Here is a 17,548-nt window from a genome sequence, read left to right as displayed (position 1 = left end):
AGGACACAAGCTGACCTCAAGTGGTCATACAGTCCTTCATGTCGGGACAAACGAGCGAAGGACAGGGCGATGACCACCACCGAGATCCTCACCGGCGAGCGCGCGGACCTCCTCGAGACGCTGCGGCAGCACCGCTGGTTCCTGACGTTCACCGCGCAGGGCCTCACCGACGAGCAGGCCGCGTCGAGCCCGACGGCGAGCGTGCTGAGCATCGGCGGCCTGATCAAGCACGTCGCGTCGGTCGAGGAGAACTGGGTCAAGTTCATCGAGCACGGCACCGAGGCCATGGCGTCCGACCCTGAGTCGGAGGACTACGAGAACCACGAGCGCAACTTCCGGATGGAGCCGGGCGAGACGCTGGAGAGCATCATCGCGCGCTACAACGAGATCGCGGCCCACACCGACAAGCTGGTCGAGACGGTCGACATGGACCTCTCGCACGCGCTGCCGCCCGCCCCGTGGTTCCCCGAGGGCAAGACGTGGTCGGCGCGGCGCGTGTTCGTGCACATCGTGGCCGAGACCTCGCAGCACGCCGGCCACGCGGACATCATCCGCGAGACGATCGACGGCCAGAAGACGATGGGCTGAGGCCTCTCAAGGCCGCGGTGGCGAGAAGGTCGAGAGGAACTGGTCCCGGAAGTCGCTCATCTTCGACACCGGGGCCGACCCTCCCGGCTTGATGCCGTCGTCCCACTTCCAGGCCGAAACGCGGTCCAGCACAGCGGGATCCTTGGCCACGATGGTGATCGGCACGTCCCGGGAGGCCCCCTCGCCGGTCACCATCTGCGCCGGCTGGTGATCGCCGAGGAACACGAACACCAGGTTCTCGTCGCCGTAGCGTTCGACGTACGAGACCACCGACTCCAGCGAGTACGAGATCGAGTGCCCGTAGTCGGCACGCACGGCCGCCGGGTCGCGGCCGAAGATCGACTCCGGCGGGTCGTCCGAGGCGGGCATCGTCGAGTAGATCGAGCCGTCACCGAGCTGGTTCCAGTCCACCGAGTCCGGCGTCGGCGACCACGGCGCGTGCGAGGACACCATCGGGATCGCCGCCATCACCGGGCCGTGCGCCTTCGACCGTTCCGCGCGCTGGAAGGCCTCCAGCGTGAACTGGTCCGGCGTCGTCGCGTAACCGAACTTCGGCCCCTTGTACCCGAGGTCCTGCGCCGCGTAGATCTCGTTGTAGTGGAAGAAATCGCCTTCGGGCCAGGCCTGCGTGATGCCGGGAACGACACCGACCGAACGCCACGACGCCTCGCGGAACGCCCGCGGCAGCGTCAGCCGGTCCGACGCGACCAGGTTCCGGTAGCGCTGCTGGTTGTCGATCCACAGCCCGGACAGCAGCGTCGCCTGCGCCATCCAGCTGCCACCGCCGGCCGTCGGCGAGGTCAGGAAGGCGGAGCGAGCCGAGTACCCGGCAGCCGCCAGCCGTGCGTTGCCGTCCGCGAGCTTCGCGGACACGTCCGGGAGTTCCAGAGCCGACTTCCCGTAGCTCTCCACGAACGTGATGACGACGTCCTTGCCCTGCAACGAGGACAGCAGCCCGGGTTGGCCGCGGTACGCGTCGACGGAAGCCTCGGCGGCGAACACCTCCTGGTCGTGCAGCCCGACCTGAACGCGCCGGGCGTGATCGACCAACGACGTCGCGGCGGCGTCCGAGTAGACCGGAATCCCAGGCACGGCAAGCGAAACACAGGCAACGGCCACGAGAGCCACCGCGCGCACGGCCACCGGACGCCGGCCGGCCGCGACGGAGCTCAGCCGCAGCACCGAAGCAGCGGCGAGGAACACGAAGCCCACGACCAGGGCGACCGCGAGAACCACGGCCAGCACGGAAGCGAAACGGCCGAACGTCGAGTCCACGAAGTCGATGGCGGGCACGAGCAGCGGCCAGTCCAGGACGAGGTCGAACGGCCGGTAGAGCACCATGTCGAACCCGATGTCCATGACCTTGACGACCGCGAACAGCCCCAGCGCGATGCCGCCCACGACGGCCGCGGGCTTGCGGAACCGGTCCGGCAGCAGCACCAGCACCATCACGCCGATGAGCCCTTCGAGGGGCACCCGCAGGAACGCCTCGAACGTGAACTTCTCCAGGTCGCTCGGTGCGATGAGCACGAACAACACGAACAGCCCTGCCAAGAGCGTGACCGTCCGACGCAGCAACATCCTCACCGAGATTCCCCTTTCCGTTCCTAAGTGAACAAACGCGTGGCGACCCGTGCCCGGTTCAACTGCACTACCATCTGGTCCGTGACCCGCCCGCACGTTCTGCTGAGCGTCGCCGTCAGCCTCGACGGCCACATCGACGATCGCGGCACCGAGAGGTTTCCGCTTTCCAACGCCGAGGACTTCGATCACGTCGACCGGATGCGCGCGGAGTCGGACGCGATTCTGGCCGGGGCCGAGACGCTGCGTCGTGACAACGCGCGACTGCTCGTCTACAGCGACGAGCGGCGTGCGCAGAGAATAGCGGACGGCAAACCGGAGTTCCCGCTGCGGGTCATCGTGACCAGGCGCGGGCAACTAGACCCTGAGCTGCGGTTTTGGCACTGCGGAGGCGAACGGGTGGTCTACTCGGCGACCACGCCGACCACCGTGGACCACCTCGCGGAAATCAAGAACTTTCGCGATTTCCCGGAAATTCTGGACGATTTGGGTGCACGCGGTGTGAGAAGGCTCATGGTCGAAGGCGGCACGAGCATTCACACGGCGTTCCTGCAAGCAGGACTCGCCGACGAGATCAGGGTCGCGGTCGCGCCGATGTTGATCGGGCAGGCGACGGCCCCGCGTTTCGTGAATCCCGCCGAATTCCCCGGTGGCCCGGCGCGCCGATTCCACCTGGAGGACGTCACGAAAGTCGGGGACGTCGCGGTTCTCCGCTACTTCCCGAAAGTCACTTCTTCCCGGTGACCAGCTTGAGCGCGCCGAAGATCTGCTCGCGGCGGTAGACCGCGATCACCAGCGACCACACCACGAAGATGATCGGCATCATGGCGTCGTCGAGACCGCCGTTGGTGACCAGGAAGAGCTCGGTGAGCGCGGCACCGGTCATGATGCCCGCCAGCCCCAGCGCCGCGAGACCGCAGATGCGCGGGATGAGCAGGCCGATCGCCGCGCCGATCTCCAGCACGCCGGTGAAGTAGCGGAACCACTGACCGAAGCCGATGTCGTCGAACTTCTTGACGAAGTCGTCGCCGAACAACGCCCAGCCGTTCATCACGAACTGCACCGCGAGCACGATCTGCAGGATCCAGACGACGACGTTGCCGACCTTCGCCGCGGTTGAGGTGGTCTGCTCAGACATGACGGGATCCTCCCACCGAAACGTTGGCGTTGCGCCACAGCCACAGCACATCGCGACCGAACGACCACACCAACGATGCCAGCGCGAGACCAACGAGAACAGTGGCGAACGGCAGGAGGCCAGAAGCCGCCACGACGAGGAAGATGCCCTGCACCGCGGCCACCACCTTGCGCGCGTAGCTGGCCGGCAGCGGAGCGTTCATCCAGCGGAACTTCCACGACGCCGCGACGAAGACGTACCGCATGAGCCCGATCGCGAGCACCCACGGACCCATGTGCACGGCCACGTACGCGCTCAGCACCAGGATCAGGAACGCGTCGACCTCCATGTCGAACCGCGCGCCCAGCGGGGTCGAGGTGCCGGTGCGCCGCGCGACCTGGCCGTCCACCCAGTCGAGCGACAACGCCACCGCCGCGAGAGTCACCACCAGCGCCACCGGAACGTCCTGACCAGCACGATCGGCCACCAACGCGGTCACCGCGCCGACCATCAGGCCGCGCGCCAGGGTCACCCGGTCGGCAGGTCCCAGCGACATCGTGCGGTGGCGCTGCATGCCGTAGCCGAGGAACGCCCAAGTGGCGAACCCGTAGGCCAGTCCGGCGGCCCAGCCGAGCGGCCCGAGGCCCGCGGTGGCAGCGACCACGCTCAGCGCGAGAACCTGGGCGGCGGCCCAGACGGCGGGCTCCCGAACGACAGCGGGTGTCCGGGTGTGCTGAAGTGTGATCATCAGGTGCCCCTAGTGGACTTCGTGCGGCGGAGGTGTTGTGAGTGACACGTACGGCGAGTGCCTTTTGGCTCAATGAATCCGGAAAAGGAGAGGTTCGGCAGGTCACACTGGCCGAGCCGGGACCGGGTGAGGTCGAGGTGCGCACGCTGTTCTCCGGGGTCAGCCGCGGCACGGAGACCCTCGTGTTCCGCGGTGGTGTGCCGGAGAACCAGTACGCGGTGATGAGGGCTCCTTTCCAGGAGGGCGATTTCCCGTGGCCGGTGAAGTACGGGTACCTCAACGTCGGCGTGGTTGAACACGGGCCCGAACAACTGCGCGGGCGCACCGTGTTCTGCCTCTATCCACATCAGACTCGCTACGTGGTCCCGGAGGCCTCGGTCACGGTCGTGCCGGACGCGGTTCCCGCTGCTCGGGCGGTGCTCGCCGGCACCGTCGAGACCGCGGTGAACGCCGTGTGGGACGCGCACCCGTCGATCGGCGACCGGATCGCGGTGGTCGGCGGTGGCATGGTCGGGTCGAGCATCGCGGCCGTGCTGGCCACGTTCCCCGGCGCGCGCGTCCAGCTCGTGGACGCCGATCCGGCTCGTGAGTCGGTCGCCCGGGCCTTGGGAATCGGATTCGCGTTGCCGGGCAACGCCCTCGACGGCTGCGACCTCGTCTTCCACGCCAGTGCGACAGAACCCGGTCTCACCACCGCGCTCAACCTGCTCGCGCCGGAGGGCCGGGTCGTCGAGCTGAGCTGGTACGGGGACCGCAAGATCGCCGTGCCGCTGGGCGAGTACTTCCACTCGCGCCGGCTCACGATCCGCAGCAGCCAGGTCGGCACGGTCGGCCGCCCGGACCGCACCTACGCCGAACGCATGGCGCTCGCCCTCGACCTGCTCGCCGACGACCGGTTCGACGCCCTGATCACCGGCGACAGCGCGTTCGAGGAACTGCCCGACGTGATGCCGAAGCTGGCCGACGGCGAGATTCCGGCGCTGTGCCACCGGATTGACTACGGTCGGACGCATGTTTCCCAGTGACACCACGGTCGACGTCCGCGGTGAGAACGTGGCCGTGCTCCCGGTCGGCAGCACCGAGCAGCACGGCCCGCACCTGCCGCTGGCCACCGACTCGGTGATCGCGTGGACCATCGCGTCGGAGATCTCGAAGGCACACGGAGTCCGGCTGCTGCCGCCGATCCAGTTCTCGTGCTCGCAGGAACACGCCGACTGGCCGGGCACCGTCAGCATCTCCGCCAGCACGTTGATCTCAGTCGTCACGGACATCGCGGAGTCCTTGCGGCGCAACGGAGTCACGAACCTGGTGCTGGTGAACGGTCACGGCGGCAACTACGTGCTGTCGAACATCGTGCAGGAGGGGCAGAACATCGCGCTCTTCCCCGGCCGTGACGACTGGGCGTTCGCGCGGGAGAAAGCCGGCATCGAAACCTCGGCGTACAGCGACATGCACGCGGGTGAGCTGGAGACCTCGATCCTCCTGCACGCTCACCCCGATCTCATCCGGCCCGGCTACGAGACTGCTGACCACCTGGCGGAAGACCGGCGGCACATGCTCACCCTCGGTCTGACGCCGTACACGGAATCCGGCGTCATCGGGCGACCGTCACTGGCGTCAGCGCGCAAGGGCGAGCTCCTGCTCGCGGGGCTGACCGAGTCGTTCCGCCACTACCTCGACCTCTTCGGTCTTGGCACGGCGTGACAGGAAGAGCACGACCCCGCCGGGCAGGGCCGCGATCAACGCCAGCACGCCGTAGACGATGCCGGTGGTGAAACCGGCCTGGGCACCGAGCCCGGCGGCGCCGAACGCCACCGCGAGGAACGCCTCGCGCGGCCCGAACCCGCCGATGTTCACCGGGATCGCCATGATCAGCAACGCCAGCACGACGACCGGCGCGAGCTGCGTGATCGTGGCGTCCGAGCCGGCGGCGCGGGCGGCGACCACGAACATCGCCACGTAGCCGGCGACCGTGGCGGCCGACAGCGCGATGACCGCGGGCCAGGTCTTCAGCGAAAGCAGCCGGATGCCGTCCGCGAGCGTGTTCACCAACACTCGGCGGACCGGCCTGATGTGCCAGCCGACGACCGCCGCAGCGACCAGACCAGCGAGAACGAGCCCGACGGTGGTGCCGCTGAGGTTGAGGTCCAGGCCGGGCGCGGGGTGCAGGAGCAGCACCGCGAGCCCGATCCCGATGAGCACCATCTGGCCGGCGAAGCGCTCGAAGAACACGGCGCGCACGCCCCGTCCGACGTCGCCCGACTCACGGCCGTGGTTCACCGCGCGGTGCACGTCGCCGAGCACGCCCGCGGGCAGCACGGCGTTGACCAGCAACGCGCGGTAGTAGTCGCTGACCGCGGTCCTCATGGACAGCGACAGGCCGAGGCGGCGCGCGATGAGCACCCAGCGACCGGCGCTGAGCAACGTCGTCGCGAACCCGATCGCCAGTGCGGCGGCGACGGAGAACGCGTCGATCGCGCGCAGTCCGTCGAGGAACGCCCCGGTGCCCAGGCGCAGGCCAAGGCCGACCAGGATCGCCACCGCCAGCAGCAGACGGAGCCACGGCCAGAACTTCTTCATCATGCAGCTCCAGGTAGTGCCAGCAGGTCGACGTGGTGGACCACCGCAGAGGCCTGTGACCTGCGGCGCAGGTACTCGGGCGCTTCCGCGGCAAGCGTGGGTTCCTGCTCGACCGCCGCACCGACCCAGCCCTTCAGCCATTCGTGCTGGAGGGCGTCGGAGTTCATCCGCCACGGGCTCGGTTCCGTTCGAACCGAAGCGCCGGCTGCCGCGAATGCCTCTTCGGCAGCGGCCGGAGCGTCCGGTCCCAGGAGCCTGCGCCCGTCCACGACGCGGCGCTGGTGAGCGTTGAACGCGTCCTGGAAGGCGGCGTCGAGCGGCTCGGCCGGGTCGAAGTCGATCCGGCCTGCCACCGAGAGCGTGAACAGTGCGGGCACATGTGCTTCTACGCATGCAACCGCCAGAGCGTTCATCTCGTCGGTAGTGAGCAAGTCGAGCAACGCGGAGCAGGTGACCAGGTCAGCGCCCGCGAGGTCGGCGGCGGTGAGCGCGGTCAGGTCTCCCTGACGCGTCTCGGCGGTGACGTTCTCGATGGCGCTCATGCTGGCCTCCGCCAGCCCGAGCAGCCGGGGGTCGCGGTCGTGCAGCACCCAGTGCTGTACGCCGCCGAGCCTCCCGGCGAGCCATCGTCCCATCGATCCCGTGCCACAACCCAGGTCACGGATCGTCAGCCGGTTTCGGTTCACCAGTGTTTCGCGGACCACATCGACGAGCTCGGTCGAGCGTGCGGCAGCGTCGGCGTTTTCCCGCAGTGCCAGCCATTCCGGGGCGAAGGTCATGGCCGCAGACTAGCCAGCACCCTCCGCAGGTCCTCTGTGGATTCGTCCCATGTGGACAGATTGGCCCTGCGGGTCAGTGCTCGCGCCCGCAGTTCGGCCCGGAAATCTGGATCATGGAACCAGCGCGTTAGTGCAGCTTCGAATGCATTTGCGTCGCCCGGCGGGAGCAGCAGGCCGCCGTCTCCGAGCGCGTCCGGCACGGCGCTCGCGATGACCGGCAAACCTCTCGCCAGCGCCTCGGTGACGACCATGCCGTAGGTCTCGGCGCGTGATGCCAGCACGAACAGGTCGGCACGGTCGTATGCGCTGGTCAGAGCCTCGCCGCTGAGTGGTCCGGGGAAGCTGACGCGGTCGTCCTGAGGGAGTGTGTCGAGGAACGGCCGCTGCGGGCCCACGCACTCCAGCCGCCAGTCGAACTCGATCTTCCGCAGGGCGCTGACCAGCAGGTCGTGGCCTTTGCGGGGTGTGATCGACGCAACGCAGAGCAGCCTCGACACCCCGTCCGTGCCGGTGGCGAGCGGAGCCGGATCGGTGCCGGGCAGGACGACGTGGACCTCGGCGAGCCCGTGCCTGGACCTGATGTTCTGAGCGGCGGTCGGACTGGTCGCGATGACCGCGCTCGCAGCCCGCAGGACCTGGCGTTCCTTGTCGTCGAGCAGCGCGGCCGTCCCGGGATCGAGACCGGTCTCGTCGGCCAGCGGCAGGTGCACGAGAACGGCGAGCTTCAGCCGTCGGGCGTGCGGAACGACCACCTCGGGCAGACCGCAGCCGACCAGGCCGTCGATGAGCACGACGTCGCCGTCCGGGATGCCCGCAAGCGTTTGCCGCAACGCGGTGACGTCACGCGGACGCGGCCAGTCACCAGCGACGGTCAGGCGGGTGAGCCCTGCTCCGACCCGCAGGTCGAAGACGTTGCCGCCGCTGGGACTGGCCGGATTTTCGACGTCAGCCGGCAGTACGAAGTGCACGTTCGTAGCCGGCCCACGCCACGTGTGACTCGTGGAGTGTGACGGCGATCGCATCGATGCCGTGAGCACCCTCACCGAGAGCACCTTCGGAGATCTTGTCCGCGAGCGCGTCGGCGATGTGCTTCGCGAGGTACTCAGTGGACGTGTTGATGCCCTTGAACTGGGGTTCCTCGTCCAGGTTGCGGTAGTTGAACGCGGCCAGGACCTTGTTCAGCTCCTGCGTCGCGAGTCCGATGTCGACAACGATGTTGTCCGAATCCAGCTCGGCACGTTTGAACGTTGCGTCCACCAGGAACGTTGCTCCATGGAGACGTTGTGCCGGACCGAAGACCTCGCCGCGGAAACTGTGGGCGATCATGACGTGATCGCGGACGGTGATGCTGAACAGGATGACCTCCGCTGTGCGGTCGGGTTACGGTGCGACCTCGCACCCGAGCGTAGTTGAACGCCCGGGAGGCGCCGGTTGACGAGGGGACCCGAGATGTTCGAACAGGCCTTCAACGACGAAGACGTGGCGGAGTCCGACCTGGTGACGCGCCGCGGCACCTTCCGCGCAGTCGCGTTCCGCGCGGACGGCCACGAGCACATGGCCCTCGTCTACGGCAAGACGAAGCTGCGCGAGAACGTGCTGGTGCGCATCCACTCCGAGTGCATGACCGGTGACATCTTCGCGGCGATGCGGTGCGAGTGCGGCGAACAGCTCGACGCCGCGTTGAACACCATCGTGCGCGAGGGCAGCGGCATCCTCGTCTACCTGCGCGGCCACGAGGGTCGCGGCATCGGTTTGGTGGCAAAGGTCCGCACCCACGTCCTGCAGGACCAGGGCCTCGACACGCTCGACTCCGCCACGTCCCTGGGGCTGCCCGTGGACGTCCGCGACTACACCCCCGCGGCGCGCGTGTTGAAGCACCTGCGCGTGCAGTCGGTGCGGTTGATGTCCAACAACCCGGACAAGATCGCGGCCCTGGAGGACAACGGCATCCCGGTGACCGCACGGGTTCCGCTGCTCATGGCGCCCAACACGCACAACATCGCGTACCTGACGGCGAAGCGCGACCGCCTGGGTCACGACCTGCCGCAGGTCGACTCGTTCACGCTGCCGCACGCCCGTTGATTTACCGGCGGGCGAAGCTCAAACTGTCCGGATGCTGGCGCTGCGAGCTGGGCGGGCATTCGACGGTGAGCACTCGCTCGCCGGCCCTGTCACGATCATCACCGAGAACGGCACGATCAAGGCGATCGAACAGGGCCGTCCCGAGGTGCCGCACGCCGAGGTCGTCGACCTCGGCGACGCCACCGTCCTACCGGGACTGATCGACACCCACGTCCACCTGGGCGCGGACAGCGAGCCGGGAGCGCTCGACCGCCTGCCCTCGTACTCGCCGGAACAGCTCGACGCGGTGATCAAGGAAAGCCTCGACCGGCAACTCCGCGCAGGCGTCACCACCGTTCGCGACCTCGGCGACCACCAGTGGTCCGTGATCGACCAACGCGACCGGCACCGCCAGCGCGTCCTCGGGTCCGGCCCGCCGATCACCAGCGCGCAGGGTCACTGCTGGTCGATGGGCGGCGAGGCCACCGGGGAGGACGAGCTGCGCAGGGCCGTGCGCGAGCGGGCCGAGCGCCGGGTCGACGTCGTGAAGGTCATGGCCAGCGGCGGGTTCGCGACGCCCGGCACCGCGGTCGGCGACTGCCAGTTCACCGAGCACGAACTCCGCGTGGTGGTTGAGGAAGCCCATTCGCACGGGCTGCCGGTGACCGCCCACGCCCACAGCCTGGCCGCCGCTCAGCGGGCCGTCGCCGCGGGCGTGGACGGCATCGAACACCTCTCCTGCCTGTCCGATCGCGGCATGCAGGTCCCCCGCGACCTGCTGGACGCCTTGGCAGAGGCCGAGATCACCGTCTGCCACACGCTCGGCATCACGCAGGAACCTCCGCCGTTCATCAAGGAGGCCTGGGAGAAGATCGGCATGAGCTATCCCGGCAAGGTCAACATGGCCGGGATGATGTACGACCACGGCATCAAGACCGTCGCCGGCACCGACGGCGGCATCGCCTACGGCAAGGGACACGGGATCATCGCGTACTCCGTCGCCGACCACGTCAAGGGCGGAGTGCCGAACGCGGCCGCGCTGGCCGCCGCGACCAGTCAGGCAGCGAAGGCGCTGAACGTCACCAAGGGGATGCTGCGGCCCGGCTGGGATGCGGACATCATTGCCGTGCAAGGAGATCCGATGCGGGACATCACGGCGTTGCACCACGTGACCACCGTGATCATCGGCGGTCAGATCGTGACGACGACCTTGCCGAGCGACCGTCGCGAGTAGACGTGCTCGATCGCTTCCAGTGCTTCCGGCAACGGGAATGTCCGCTCCACCGCCGGTTTCACCGAGCCTGCTTCGATCAGCACGCGCAGTTCGTCGAAGATGTCGGCGCGTTCCGTTGACATCAGCATGACGAGTTTCTGTGACACGAACGGGTTGAGAGCCACCGCGCGCAGGGCCCGTTCGAGCCCTCCGGTGAGCGATCCGTCGGTCTCGGCACCGACCAGCACGACCGTGCCGCGTGGCGTGGAAGCCTTGCGCAGCCTGGACAACGGCCGGTTGCCGCCGCAGTCGAGGATGAGGTCGTACGTGCCGGTGAAGTCCGCTTTCGTGTAGTCGAAGACCTCGTCCGCGCCCAACGACCGCACCAGCTCCACCTTGCGGGTGCTGCAGACACCGGTCACGTGCGCACCCTTGGCTTTCGCGATCTGCACGCCGAACGACCCGACGCCGCCGCCGGCGCCGAGCACCAGAACCCGTTGCCCTGCTTGCACTTCCCTGAGCCCCTGCAACGCGGTCCCGCCCGAGATCGGCACCGCGGCCGCCTCGGTGAACGAGAGGCCCGCGGGCTTGCGCGCCAACCGTGACACCGGCGCGACGGCGTACTCGGCGAACGCGCCCTCGCACGTGCCGAACACCTCGTCGCCGACCGCGAACTCGGTGACACCAGGCCCGATCCGGGTCACCACACCGGCGACGTCACGTCCCGGCCTCGGCGTCTTCGGCCCGCGGAACCCGAACCCGAGGATGCGCATCAGGTACGGCTTTCCGGTGAGCACGTGCCACGTGCCCATGTCGACGCCCGCGGCCCGCACCTCCAGCAGAACCTCGCCCGACCCAGGCACAGGCACATCCAGGTCACCGAACGCTGCTGATCCATATCTTCGTTGCACCAAGGCCTTCATGACTCTTCCTCCGGATACTGGAAAACCTCTTCGAGCGACACCTGGAACACCCGCGCGATCTTGAACGCGACCTCCAACGACGGCGAGTACTTGCCCTGTTCGATGGCGATCAACGTCTGCCGCGTCACACCGATCGCCGCGGCGAGATCGGCCTGCTTCATCTCCCCGTGCGCGAACCTCAACGCACGGATGGAGTTCGTGACTTTTGTCGGCTTCACTGCATGCCTCGCCGGTAGGCCGCGATCTTCGCCAGCGAACCGAGCACCGCGGACAGCACGAAGCACAGGTAGAGCACGTTCGCGATCCAGAAGTACGGCGCCTCGACCATCGCCAGCACGATCGCGGACACCCCGCCGATGGCGACGAACGACTGGCCGATGTGGTCGCCGAAGCGGCCGATCTCCCGGTCGCGTTCGTCGACCTGCAGGCCGTCGTTGCGCGCGGCGATGCCCGTCGCGATCCCGGCCACGATGCCCGCGACGATCCCGAGCCCGATCGTCCACAGCATCGCGCCGGCGTACGGCACCTCCGGCAGCGGTCTGCCGTCCGCTGTGGTGAGGATGACCAGCACGTACACCGCGTAGCCGATCACAGCGACGATCGCCATGACCCACGCGCGCTTCTCCTCGAACGCCATGGCCCCGCTCCCGATGTCAAAGAAACCTGACACGACCAAGGTAAAGCTCAGCAGACACCGTGTCAAACATCCTTTACATGATCACGCGTCCATCTGGCGGTCGACTACGACCGATCGGCCCCATAGCGTCCGGCTCATGCTCCGGCCGATCCTTGTTGCGTGCGCGCTTGCCCTCACGGCGTGCGGTCAGTCCGTGACGGCGGCACCGCCCGTCACGACGCCCCCGCAACACACCCCGGCGGCAGCGCCTCTCGTCGCGACACCCGAGGTCTGCCCGATGCCCGACAGCGGTTTCGAGTGCGACTTCCAGAAGCGCATCCAGGCCGCCCGGCAGTACGCCGAGGGCAGGCCGGGCACCGTCGGCATCGTGTTGCGAGACCGCAAGAACGGCGTGACGTGGCGCAACGACCGAGCCGGCGACATGACGTGGACCGCCTCGACGATCAAGCTGGCGATGGTCGTGAACCTGCTGGAACGCCACCGCGCCGGCAAGATCAAACTGAGCGCCGACGATCGCAAGCTGATGAACGCGATGCTCCACACGTCCGACGACGACGCGGCCGACTCGTTGTGGCGCAAGTACGGCGGCGCGACGTTCAACGCGGCCTTCCCGAAGTACGGAATGACCGATTTGGTGGCACAGCGCGGTTATTCCTCTTCGTTCCCCTACTGGGGCTTCGAGAAGTGCACGGCGAACGACCTCGACCGGCTGATCAACTACGTCCTCGACACCGTGCCCGCGGACGACCGCGCGTACATCGTGGGGCAGATGCGCGCAGTCGGCACCCCGCAGCAGTGGGGCGTGTGGGGACCGGACTCCGGTGTGAAGAACGGCTGGTCCGAAGAGGACGGCGGCTGGGTGATGAACTCGGTCGGGTTCGTCGGCAAGGACGAGCGGTACACGCTCGCGATCATGAACAACCTCAAGGGCGAGGGCGGGTACGACGAGGGCCGCGCCACCGACACGGAGATCACCCGCATCCTGTTCCGCTGAGGTCCTCCTCCGGTGTCAGAGGACTGTCAGTGCTCGTGGTTAGCCTGATGAGCGACCTGCTTGGACACTGGAAGGGGTCGCCGTGCCGGACCGCCGGGCACAACTGGAAGAGAAGATCCGCGCGTTCTCCGAGCAAGCCGCCAAGGCCGGCCAGCTCAAGGACAAGATCTCCGAGCTGCGCGGGCAGGCCCGCAGCCGTGACGGCTCCGTCACGGTCACGGTCGCGCCATCCGGTGCCGTGCTGGGCTTACAGCTCAGCCCGGCCGCCACGCGCATGAACCACACCCAGCTGCAGCAGGAGATCCTCGCCACCATCAGGGCGGCGACGCAGCAGGCCGCGCAGCTGTTGCAGGAGACCGTCACGCCGGTGCTGGGTGATCAGGCCGAGCGCTTCAAGGACGCGTTCAACGCGCACTCGCACGTGCTGATGCCTGAAGCGCCACCGCAGAACCGTCCTCGTCCAGCACCAAGCCAGGACGACGACTTCGGCGGCGACTCGATTCTGAGGTGATGGCGGCATGACGGGATTCAGCGTGCAGGGCGGTGCCCTCACGGCGCACAGCAACGGTTCGAAGGAGGCCGCAGGCCAGTTCGGACAGTTGGCGACGCTGCTCGAACAGGCGCGGGTGAGCGACGACTGCTTCGGCCCGCTCGGCGAACTGCTGGCGTTCAAGTACTTCGAGGGCCTGCAGGAATGCCAGGACATGGCGAACAAGGCCAAGGGATTCCTGGAGGGCGTGGCCGAGCGCACCGACCAGACCGCGCAGACCTACCGCGACGTCGAGGACGCGATCGGGCAGGGGTTGCAGAAGTTCAGCAGCGGCCCCGGTTCGCTGGGCGATCTGAACAGCGCGGGCAACGCGAACCGCAAGAGCGACTTCGCGCAGAACGCCGGCTACGGCAGCTCGTGGATGAGCGCCAGCGGCGACATCGCGCGCGCCGGCAGCCCGCCGGACGTGGCGATCGCGGCGGTCAACGCGCGCATGGAGCAGCTGAAGCTCGTGACGAGCCCCGGTCAGTCGTTCATCGACAACGGCCTCGGCTTCCTGATCGGCATCGTGATCAGCCCGATCGTCGAGCTCGTGCTCGAACCCGCGATCGGCGACCCCGAGCAGATGCGCAGCACCGGAGCCGGCTGGGGCAAGGTCGCGGACTGGGTGCAGCAGGCCGGTGAGCACGAGAAGAACCGCGCGGCCGCGACGTCGCAGCCGTGGACGGGGCAGGCGGGCGACAGGTTCCGCAAGCAGATGGACGAGTTCGGCGCGGGCGCGGAGGCGTTCTCGAACGAGATCCGCGGCCTTCGGCAGATGCTGGAGATCGCCGCCGATCTCTTCGACGCGTTCGTCGAGATCTGCATCGACATCCTGCAAGAGCTGGTCATGGGCCTGATCATCGAGTGGCTGGCCGCGCTGGCCGCCTCGTGGATCACCGCCGGTGCGTCGATGGCCGCGGCCGGAGTGGCGACCACGGCCCAGGTCGGCGGCACGATGGCGCGCCTGGGCCTGAAGGTCAAGCAACTGCTGGGCAAGCTCAAGCCGTTGATCGACAAGCTCGAAGACCTGCTGCAGGCGCTGCGCAAGGGCCCTCTTCGCAGACTCGTCGAGAAGGCGGAAGGCCTGCGCGAGGGCAACATGGCCGAGAAGTGGGTGATGCGCCAGATCGACGCGAACCCGCTGGCCAAGATCGTCACCAAGGCCGACCCGACGACGATGGCGTCGAAGACCGGCAACAGGTTCGCCGGCCGCTACGGCGTGGACGGCGAGGGTTCGGACGCGCTGACGACGAACCTCACCGAGGCGGGCCTGCGGATGGCGGGCATGAGCGGCACCACCCACGTGCCGACCGCCATCACCAAGGGCGTCATGGAGAATGCTCCCGGCCTCGCGATGGAGCAGGGCATCAAGTACGGCTACAACAAGGGCCAGGACCCGTCCTCCTCCGAGGAACGCTCTGAGGCCATGAACCGAGGATTCGAGTACGAGTGATCTTCTCGGCGCCACTCGGCCCCGGCCACGTCGCCCGGCAGCAGGTCTGCCGGGCGGGCGAGGTCCTGCAGTGGGCGATGTACCGGCAGACCTTCTACTACGCCGTGGACGGTCTCGACCGGCTCGGCGCGCCGGGCCGGTCCTTGGTCTCGCGCGGTGTTTCGGCTGTGGGGCGCGGGGTGGGTGACTTCGCTCTTACAGCGCTGGGCGGCGGCGGGGACTCCGCCGACGACAAGGCTCCGGTGGCCGATCACCTGGTGTTCGGGTCTTCTCGCGACTGCCTGGCCGCGCGAGTGGTGTCTGCCTTCGAGCCCGGCAAGCGCGTGGACCGCTTGTGGGCCTTGACCTCTGATCGGCTGGTGGTCTGCGCGCGGCACGCCGCTGCTCCCGCTCCGTCGTCGTTTCTGGGCAAGGCCATCGGGTTCGGCAAGGACGTCGGCAAGATCCTCACCGACAACCGCAGGAAGTACGGCGAGCACCTCGAAGGCGAACCTGTTGCGGTGCCTGATTTCCGAGTGGTGGCTGAGGTTCCGCGGGCTCAGATCGCCGACGTCCAGTCTGCCCTCGGCTCACTGCGGGTGGTGCTGGTCGACGGCTCGGGCTTCGAGTTCTCGCTGGAGGACTCCTCGATCTCTGTGGACGAGGTCGTCACGAAGGAACTGACCAAGTTCTGGCTGCGGCGCGGCGAACGGCTGGTGCTCGGCCTGCCGCCCATCGTCGGGTACGTGGGCGGCGTCGTCGGCGGGTCGCTGCAGGTCCCGTGGACGCCGACGAGCCTGAGGCCGCCGCTGGAGCCGCACAAACCGCAGACCCCGTCAAGCCTCATGCCACCGCTGGAGCTGGACAAGCCGCAGACGCCATCAAGCCCGACGCCACCGCAGCAGGACAGGCCACGGACGCCACCGAACCACATGCCGCCGCTGCAGTTGGACAAGCCGCGGACCCCGTCGAGCCCCATGCCACCGCTGGAGCCGGACAAACCACGGACGCCACCGAACCCGATGCCACCGCTGGAGCTGGGCAAGCCGCGGTGGCCGCTGCCCGCCGTCCCGTCACCGCCGGACTGGATCGACGACCCGACCCTCGGCTACTGGGTCACCGCGCCTTCCGCTACTTCTCTCGCGGTGCAGCTGGCCGACCACTTCGCCTTCAGCCGAGGCAACGGTCGGCTGGCCGTGAGCGATCAGCGCGTCGCCGTCGTCTATCCGACGCACTTGTTCGAGGCCAAGCCTTCCAGCGTGTTCACGTCCTTCGCGGAGATCCCCAGCTCGGCCTTCCGGCTGGAGACTTCGTTCGCGGGCGTGAGCCTGCCGGCGCGGCGGGTCGTCAGCCTTCGCTTCGCGGACGGCTCGTCGCTGGACCTTCGTCCACAATAGACTGCCAAAGGCACAGCACACTGCCCTCGCTGTCCTTGACGTACTGCGAGAACCCGAAGTCCCCCACGCGCTCCTTGGCGTTGAGGACCTCGCCACCGGCTTCCGCGACCTTGCGCGCGGTGTCGTCGACGTCCGGCACCTCGATGATCAGCACGGGCCCCTGCACGAACTCGGTCCGCGGCGAGATCCCGCCATCGCTGTCCGCCGGGTCGACGGGCTCGCCATCGGTGTCGACCAGCACGTACTCGAACGGCAGCTGCTGCGCCGACCAGCCGAAAACGCTGCGGTAGAACGTCGTCGCGCGTTCGAGATCGTCGGCCGGCAGCTCGAACTTGACCCTGGTCATCGCGCGAGGTCCGGAACCTGGGCGACGAGCTCGTCCGGCGCGGACAGCCGCCACGCCTCGAACACCAGCTCCTTCAGCTCGTCAGCCTCGATGCCCTCCAGGTACACCACGACCCAGCCGAACCCGCCCGCCGTGAACTGCTCCTCGAAGACGTCCGGCCGTTCAGCGACGAGAGCCTGCTGCTCGGACAGCGTCTGCTTGAGCCCCACCGTCTGCGTGCGCGGCCAGAAGTATCCGAACGGCTTGCCCCGCACGCGGAACGTGTCGTACGTCTGCCCGGAGGAGCGCTGCACCTCGGCCAGCGCGTCCACGATCTTGAAGAGTGCCTTGCTCTGCGTTGCCACAACCGCCCCCAAAGCCGAAGGCCACGAGTATAAATCCGTCATTCCGCCCGGCAATGCCCTCCGCACACACGCTAAGTCTGGCGATGCTCACCGCGCACGCGCTCCCCTCCACACACGCGCTCGGTCTGGCAATGCCCTCCGCACACGCGCTCCGTCTGTCGATGCTCACCGCGCACGCGCTCCCCTCCACACACGCGCTCGGTCTGGCGATGCTCACCGCGCACGTGCTCCGCCCCGCGCTCCCCCGCTATGCCCACCACGCACGCGCTCCACCCC

At 68.1% G+C, this 17,548-nt stretch carries 22 protein-coding genes; 10 read left to right on the top strand and 12 right to left on the bottom strand.

Annotation, left to right across the window (positions count from 1 at the left end; genetic code table 11):
• Positions 1-69: 69 nt before the first annotated feature.
• Positions 70-588 (top strand): DinB family protein, encoded by a 519-nt coding sequence (locus tag LFM09_RS34750; protein ID WP_414100824.1) that lies wholly within the window; start codon positions 70-72, stop codon positions 586-588.
• Between the two features lie 6 nt (positions 589-594).
• On the opposite strand, the gene LFM09_RS34745 is transcribed toward LFM09_RS34750, so the two are convergent.
• Positions 595-2,169, bottom strand: coding sequence for a sulfatase (locus tag LFM09_RS34745; protein WP_414100905.1), 1,575 nt, complete (start codon positions 2,167-2,169; stop codon positions 595-597).
• Between the two features lie 84 nt (positions 2,170-2,253).
• Here LFM09_RS34745 and LFM09_RS34740 point away from each other — a divergent pair, with 84 nt between their 5' ends.
• Positions 2,254-2,913: a RibD family protein gene (locus LFM09_RS34740; RefSeq protein ID WP_414100823.1), complete on the top strand. Its 660-nt coding sequence runs from the start codon at positions 2,254-2,256 to the stop codon at positions 2,911-2,913.
• Here LFM09_RS34740 and LFM09_RS34735 read toward each other — a convergent pair.
• Positions 2,897-3,307: a DoxX family protein gene (locus LFM09_RS34735; protein WP_414100822.1), complete on the bottom strand. Its 411-nt coding sequence runs from the start codon at positions 3,305-3,307 to the stop codon at positions 2,897-2,899. The genes LFM09_RS34740 and LFM09_RS34735 overlap by 17 nt on opposite strands.
• Complete coding sequence (locus LFM09_RS34730; protein WP_414100821.1) at positions 3,300-4,034, bottom strand: CDP-alcohol phosphatidyltransferase family protein; 735 nt, start codon at positions 4,032-4,034, stop codon at positions 3,300-3,302. Before LFM09_RS34730 ends, LFM09_RS34735 begins: the two co-directional genes overlap by 8 nt.
• A 41-nt stretch (positions 4,035-4,075) precedes the next feature.
• Between LFM09_RS34730 and LFM09_RS34725 the strand changes: the two genes are divergently transcribed.
• Together LFM09_RS34725 and LFM09_RS34720 are read left to right on the top strand one after the other, a co-directional pair.
• Positions 4,076-5,059, top strand: coding sequence for a zinc-dependent alcohol dehydrogenase (locus tag LFM09_RS34725; protein WP_414100820.1), 984 nt, complete (start codon positions 4,076-4,078; stop codon positions 5,057-5,059).
• A complete protein-coding gene (locus tag LFM09_RS34720; protein WP_414100819.1) occupies positions 5,046-5,738 on the top strand; it encodes a creatininase family protein in 693 nt (230 codons plus the stop codon). The genes LFM09_RS34725 and LFM09_RS34720 overlap by 14 nt, the downstream gene beginning before the upstream one ends.
• On the opposite strand, the gene LFM09_RS34715 is transcribed toward LFM09_RS34720, so the two are convergent.
• The 4 genes from LFM09_RS34715 to LFM09_RS34700 are packed head-to-tail and all read right to left on the bottom strand — an operon-like array spanning position 5,652 to position 8,749.
• On the bottom strand, positions 5,652-6,614 hold the full coding sequence (locus LFM09_RS34715) for a lysylphosphatidylglycerol synthase transmembrane domain-containing protein (protein WP_414100818.1): 963 nt from the start codon (positions 6,612-6,614) through the stop codon (positions 5,652-5,654). The genes LFM09_RS34720 and LFM09_RS34715 overlap by 87 nt on opposite strands.
• Entirely contained in the window at positions 6,614-7,393 is a 780-nt protein-coding gene (locus LFM09_RS34710) for a class I SAM-dependent methyltransferase (RefSeq protein ID WP_414100817.1), read from the bottom strand. Before LFM09_RS34710 ends, LFM09_RS34715 begins: the two co-directional genes overlap by 1 nt.
• Positions 7,390-8,361, bottom strand: coding sequence for a glycosyltransferase family 4 protein (locus LFM09_RS34705; RefSeq protein WP_414100816.1), 972 nt, complete (start codon positions 8,359-8,361; stop codon positions 7,390-7,392). Before LFM09_RS34705 ends, LFM09_RS34710 begins: the two co-directional genes overlap by 4 nt.
• Positions 8,339-8,749: a 6-pyruvoyl trahydropterin synthase family protein gene (locus LFM09_RS34700; RefSeq protein WP_414100904.1), complete on the bottom strand. Its 411-nt coding sequence runs from the start codon at positions 8,747-8,749 to the stop codon at positions 8,339-8,341. The genes LFM09_RS34705 and LFM09_RS34700 overlap by 23 nt, the downstream gene beginning before the upstream one ends.
• Before the next feature lie 93 nt (positions 8,750-8,842).
• Between LFM09_RS34700 and ribA the strand changes: the two genes are divergently transcribed.
• Both ribA and LFM09_RS34690 read left to right on the top strand, forming a co-directional pair.
• On the top strand, positions 8,843-9,475 hold the full coding sequence (gene ribA / locus LFM09_RS34695; RefSeq protein WP_414100815.1) for a GTP cyclohydrolase II: 633 nt from the start codon (positions 8,843-8,845) through the stop codon (positions 9,473-9,475).
• Positions 9,476-9,506: 31 nt separating this feature from the next.
• Complete coding sequence (locus LFM09_RS34690; protein ID WP_414100814.1) at positions 9,507-10,688, top strand: amidohydrolase family protein; 1,182 nt, start codon at positions 9,507-9,509, stop codon at positions 10,686-10,688.
• Here the strand turns inward: LFM09_RS34690 and LFM09_RS34685 are convergent.
• From LFM09_RS34685 to LFM09_RS34675, 3 genes are read right to left on the bottom strand one after another with little or no spacing between them, the layout of a single operon-like run.
• On the bottom strand, positions 10,646-11,590 hold the full coding sequence (locus LFM09_RS34685; protein WP_414100813.1) for an NAD(P)-dependent alcohol dehydrogenase: 945 nt from the start codon (positions 11,588-11,590) through the stop codon (positions 10,646-10,648). The two genes, LFM09_RS34690 and LFM09_RS34685, sit on opposite strands and share 43 nt — an antisense overlap.
• Positions 11,587-11,751 (bottom strand): helix-turn-helix transcriptional regulator, encoded by a 165-nt coding sequence (locus LFM09_RS34680; RefSeq protein WP_414100903.1) that lies wholly within the window; start codon positions 11,749-11,751, stop codon positions 11,587-11,589. Before LFM09_RS34680 ends, LFM09_RS34685 begins: the two co-directional genes overlap by 4 nt.
• A gap of 53 nt (positions 11,752-11,804) precedes the next feature.
• Positions 11,805-12,227, bottom strand: a complete 423-nt coding sequence (locus LFM09_RS34675) for a hypothetical protein (RefSeq protein ID WP_414100812.1) — start codon at positions 12,225-12,227, stop codon at positions 11,805-11,807.
• A gap of 136 nt (positions 12,228-12,363) precedes the next feature.
• On the opposite strand from LFM09_RS34675, the gene LFM09_RS34670 reads away from it, so the two are divergent.
• From LFM09_RS34670 to LFM09_RS34655, 4 genes are all read left to right on the top strand, one after another.
• On the top strand, positions 12,364-13,221 hold the full coding sequence (locus LFM09_RS34670) for a tat pathway signal sequence (RefSeq protein ID WP_414100811.1): 858 nt from the start codon (positions 12,364-12,366) through the stop codon (positions 13,219-13,221).
• An 82-nt stretch (positions 13,222-13,303) separates the two neighbouring features.
• Positions 13,304-13,732 carry a YbaB/EbfC family nucleoid-associated protein gene (locus LFM09_RS34665; RefSeq protein WP_414100810.1) on the top strand — a complete coding sequence of 143 codons (429 nt, stop codon included), beginning with the start codon at positions 13,304-13,306 and terminating at the stop codon, positions 13,730-13,732.
• 7 nt (positions 13,733-13,739) lie between these two features.
• Positions 13,740-15,206, top strand: a complete 1,467-nt coding sequence (locus tag LFM09_RS34660; RefSeq protein WP_414100809.1) for a WXG100 family type VII secretion target — start codon at positions 13,740-13,742, stop codon at positions 15,204-15,206.
• Positions 15,203-16,582 (top strand): hypothetical protein, encoded by a 1,380-nt coding sequence (locus LFM09_RS34655; protein ID WP_414100808.1) that lies wholly within the window; start codon positions 15,203-15,205, stop codon positions 16,580-16,582. The genes LFM09_RS34660 and LFM09_RS34655 overlap by 4 nt, the downstream gene beginning before the upstream one ends.
• Here LFM09_RS34655 and LFM09_RS34650 read toward each other — a convergent pair.
• Together LFM09_RS34650 and LFM09_RS34645 are read right to left on the bottom strand one after the other, a co-directional pair.
• Positions 16,533-16,928 (bottom strand): VOC family protein, encoded by a 396-nt coding sequence (locus LFM09_RS34650; RefSeq protein WP_414100807.1) that lies wholly within the window; start codon positions 16,926-16,928, stop codon positions 16,533-16,535. The genes LFM09_RS34655 and LFM09_RS34650 overlap by 50 nt on opposite strands.
• Entirely contained in the window at positions 16,925-17,272 is a 348-nt protein-coding gene (locus LFM09_RS34645; protein WP_414100806.1) for an MmcQ/YjbR family DNA-binding protein, read from the bottom strand. The genes LFM09_RS34650 and LFM09_RS34645 overlap by 4 nt, the downstream gene beginning before the upstream one ends.
• Positions 17,273-17,548 lie beyond the last annotated feature (276 nt).

It is taken from the genome of Lentzea alba (assembly GCF_047445655.1).
In the GTDB taxonomy this organism is placed as follows: domain Bacteria; phylum Actinomycetota; class Actinomycetes; order Mycobacteriales; family Pseudonocardiaceae; genus Lentzea; species Lentzea alba_A.
Note: the sequence above shows the minus strand (reverse complement) of the source record. Positions and strands in the feature narration are given on the sequence as shown.

Coding starts and splice junctions, on each gene's coding strand:
- LFM09_RS34745 (WP_414100905.1), bottom strand. CDS start 2,169: ATGTTGCTGCGTCGGACGGTCACGCTCTTGGCAGGGCTGTTCGTGTTG.
- LFM09_RS34670 (WP_414100811.1), top strand. CDS start 12,364: ATGCTCCGGCCGATCCTTGTTGCGTGCGCGCTTGCCCTCACGGCGTGC.
- ribA (WP_414100815.1), top strand. CDS start 8,843: ATGTTCGAACAGGCCTTCAACGACGAAGACGTGGCGGAGTCCGACCTG.
- LFM09_RS34710 (WP_414100817.1), bottom strand. CDS start 7,393: ATGACCTTCGCCCCGGAATGGCTGGCACTGCGGGAAAACGCCGACGCT.
- LFM09_RS34750 (WP_414100824.1), top strand. CDS start 70: ATGACCACCACCGAGATCCTCACCGGCGAGCGCGCGGACCTCCTCGAG.
- LFM09_RS34715 (WP_414100818.1), bottom strand. CDS start 6,614: ATGAAGAAGTTCTGGCCGTGGCTCCGTCTGCTGCTGGCGGTGGCGATC.
- LFM09_RS34660 (WP_414100809.1), top strand. CDS start 13,740: ATGACGGGATTCAGCGTGCAGGGCGGTGCCCTCACGGCGCACAGCAAC.
- LFM09_RS34730 (WP_414100821.1), bottom strand. CDS start 4,034: ATGATCACACTTCAGCACACCCGGACACCCGCTGTCGTTCGGGAGCCC.
- LFM09_RS34735 (WP_414100822.1), bottom strand. CDS start 3,307: ATGTCTGAGCAGACCACCTCAACCGCGGCGAAGGTCGGCAACGTCGTC.
- LFM09_RS34720 (WP_414100819.1), top strand. CDS start 5,046: ATGTTTCCCAGTGACACCACGGTCGACGTCCGCGGTGAGAACGTGGCC.
- LFM09_RS34685 (WP_414100813.1), bottom strand. CDS start 11,590: ATGAAGGCCTTGGTGCAACGAAGATATGGATCAGCAGCGTTCGGTGAC.
- LFM09_RS34650 (WP_414100807.1), bottom strand. CDS start 16,928: ATGACCAGGGTCAAGTTCGAGCTGCCGGCCGACGATCTCGAACGCGCG.
- LFM09_RS34690 (WP_414100814.1), top strand. CDS start 9,507: ATGCTGGCGCTGCGAGCTGGGCGGGCATTCGACGGTGAGCACTCGCTC.
- LFM09_RS34675 (WP_414100812.1), bottom strand. CDS start 12,227: ATGGCGTTCGAGGAGAAGCGCGCGTGGGTCATGGCGATCGTCGCTGTG.
- LFM09_RS34680 (WP_414100903.1), bottom strand. CDS start 11,751: ATGAAGCAGGCCGATCTCGCCGCGGCGATCGGTGTGACGCGGCAGACG.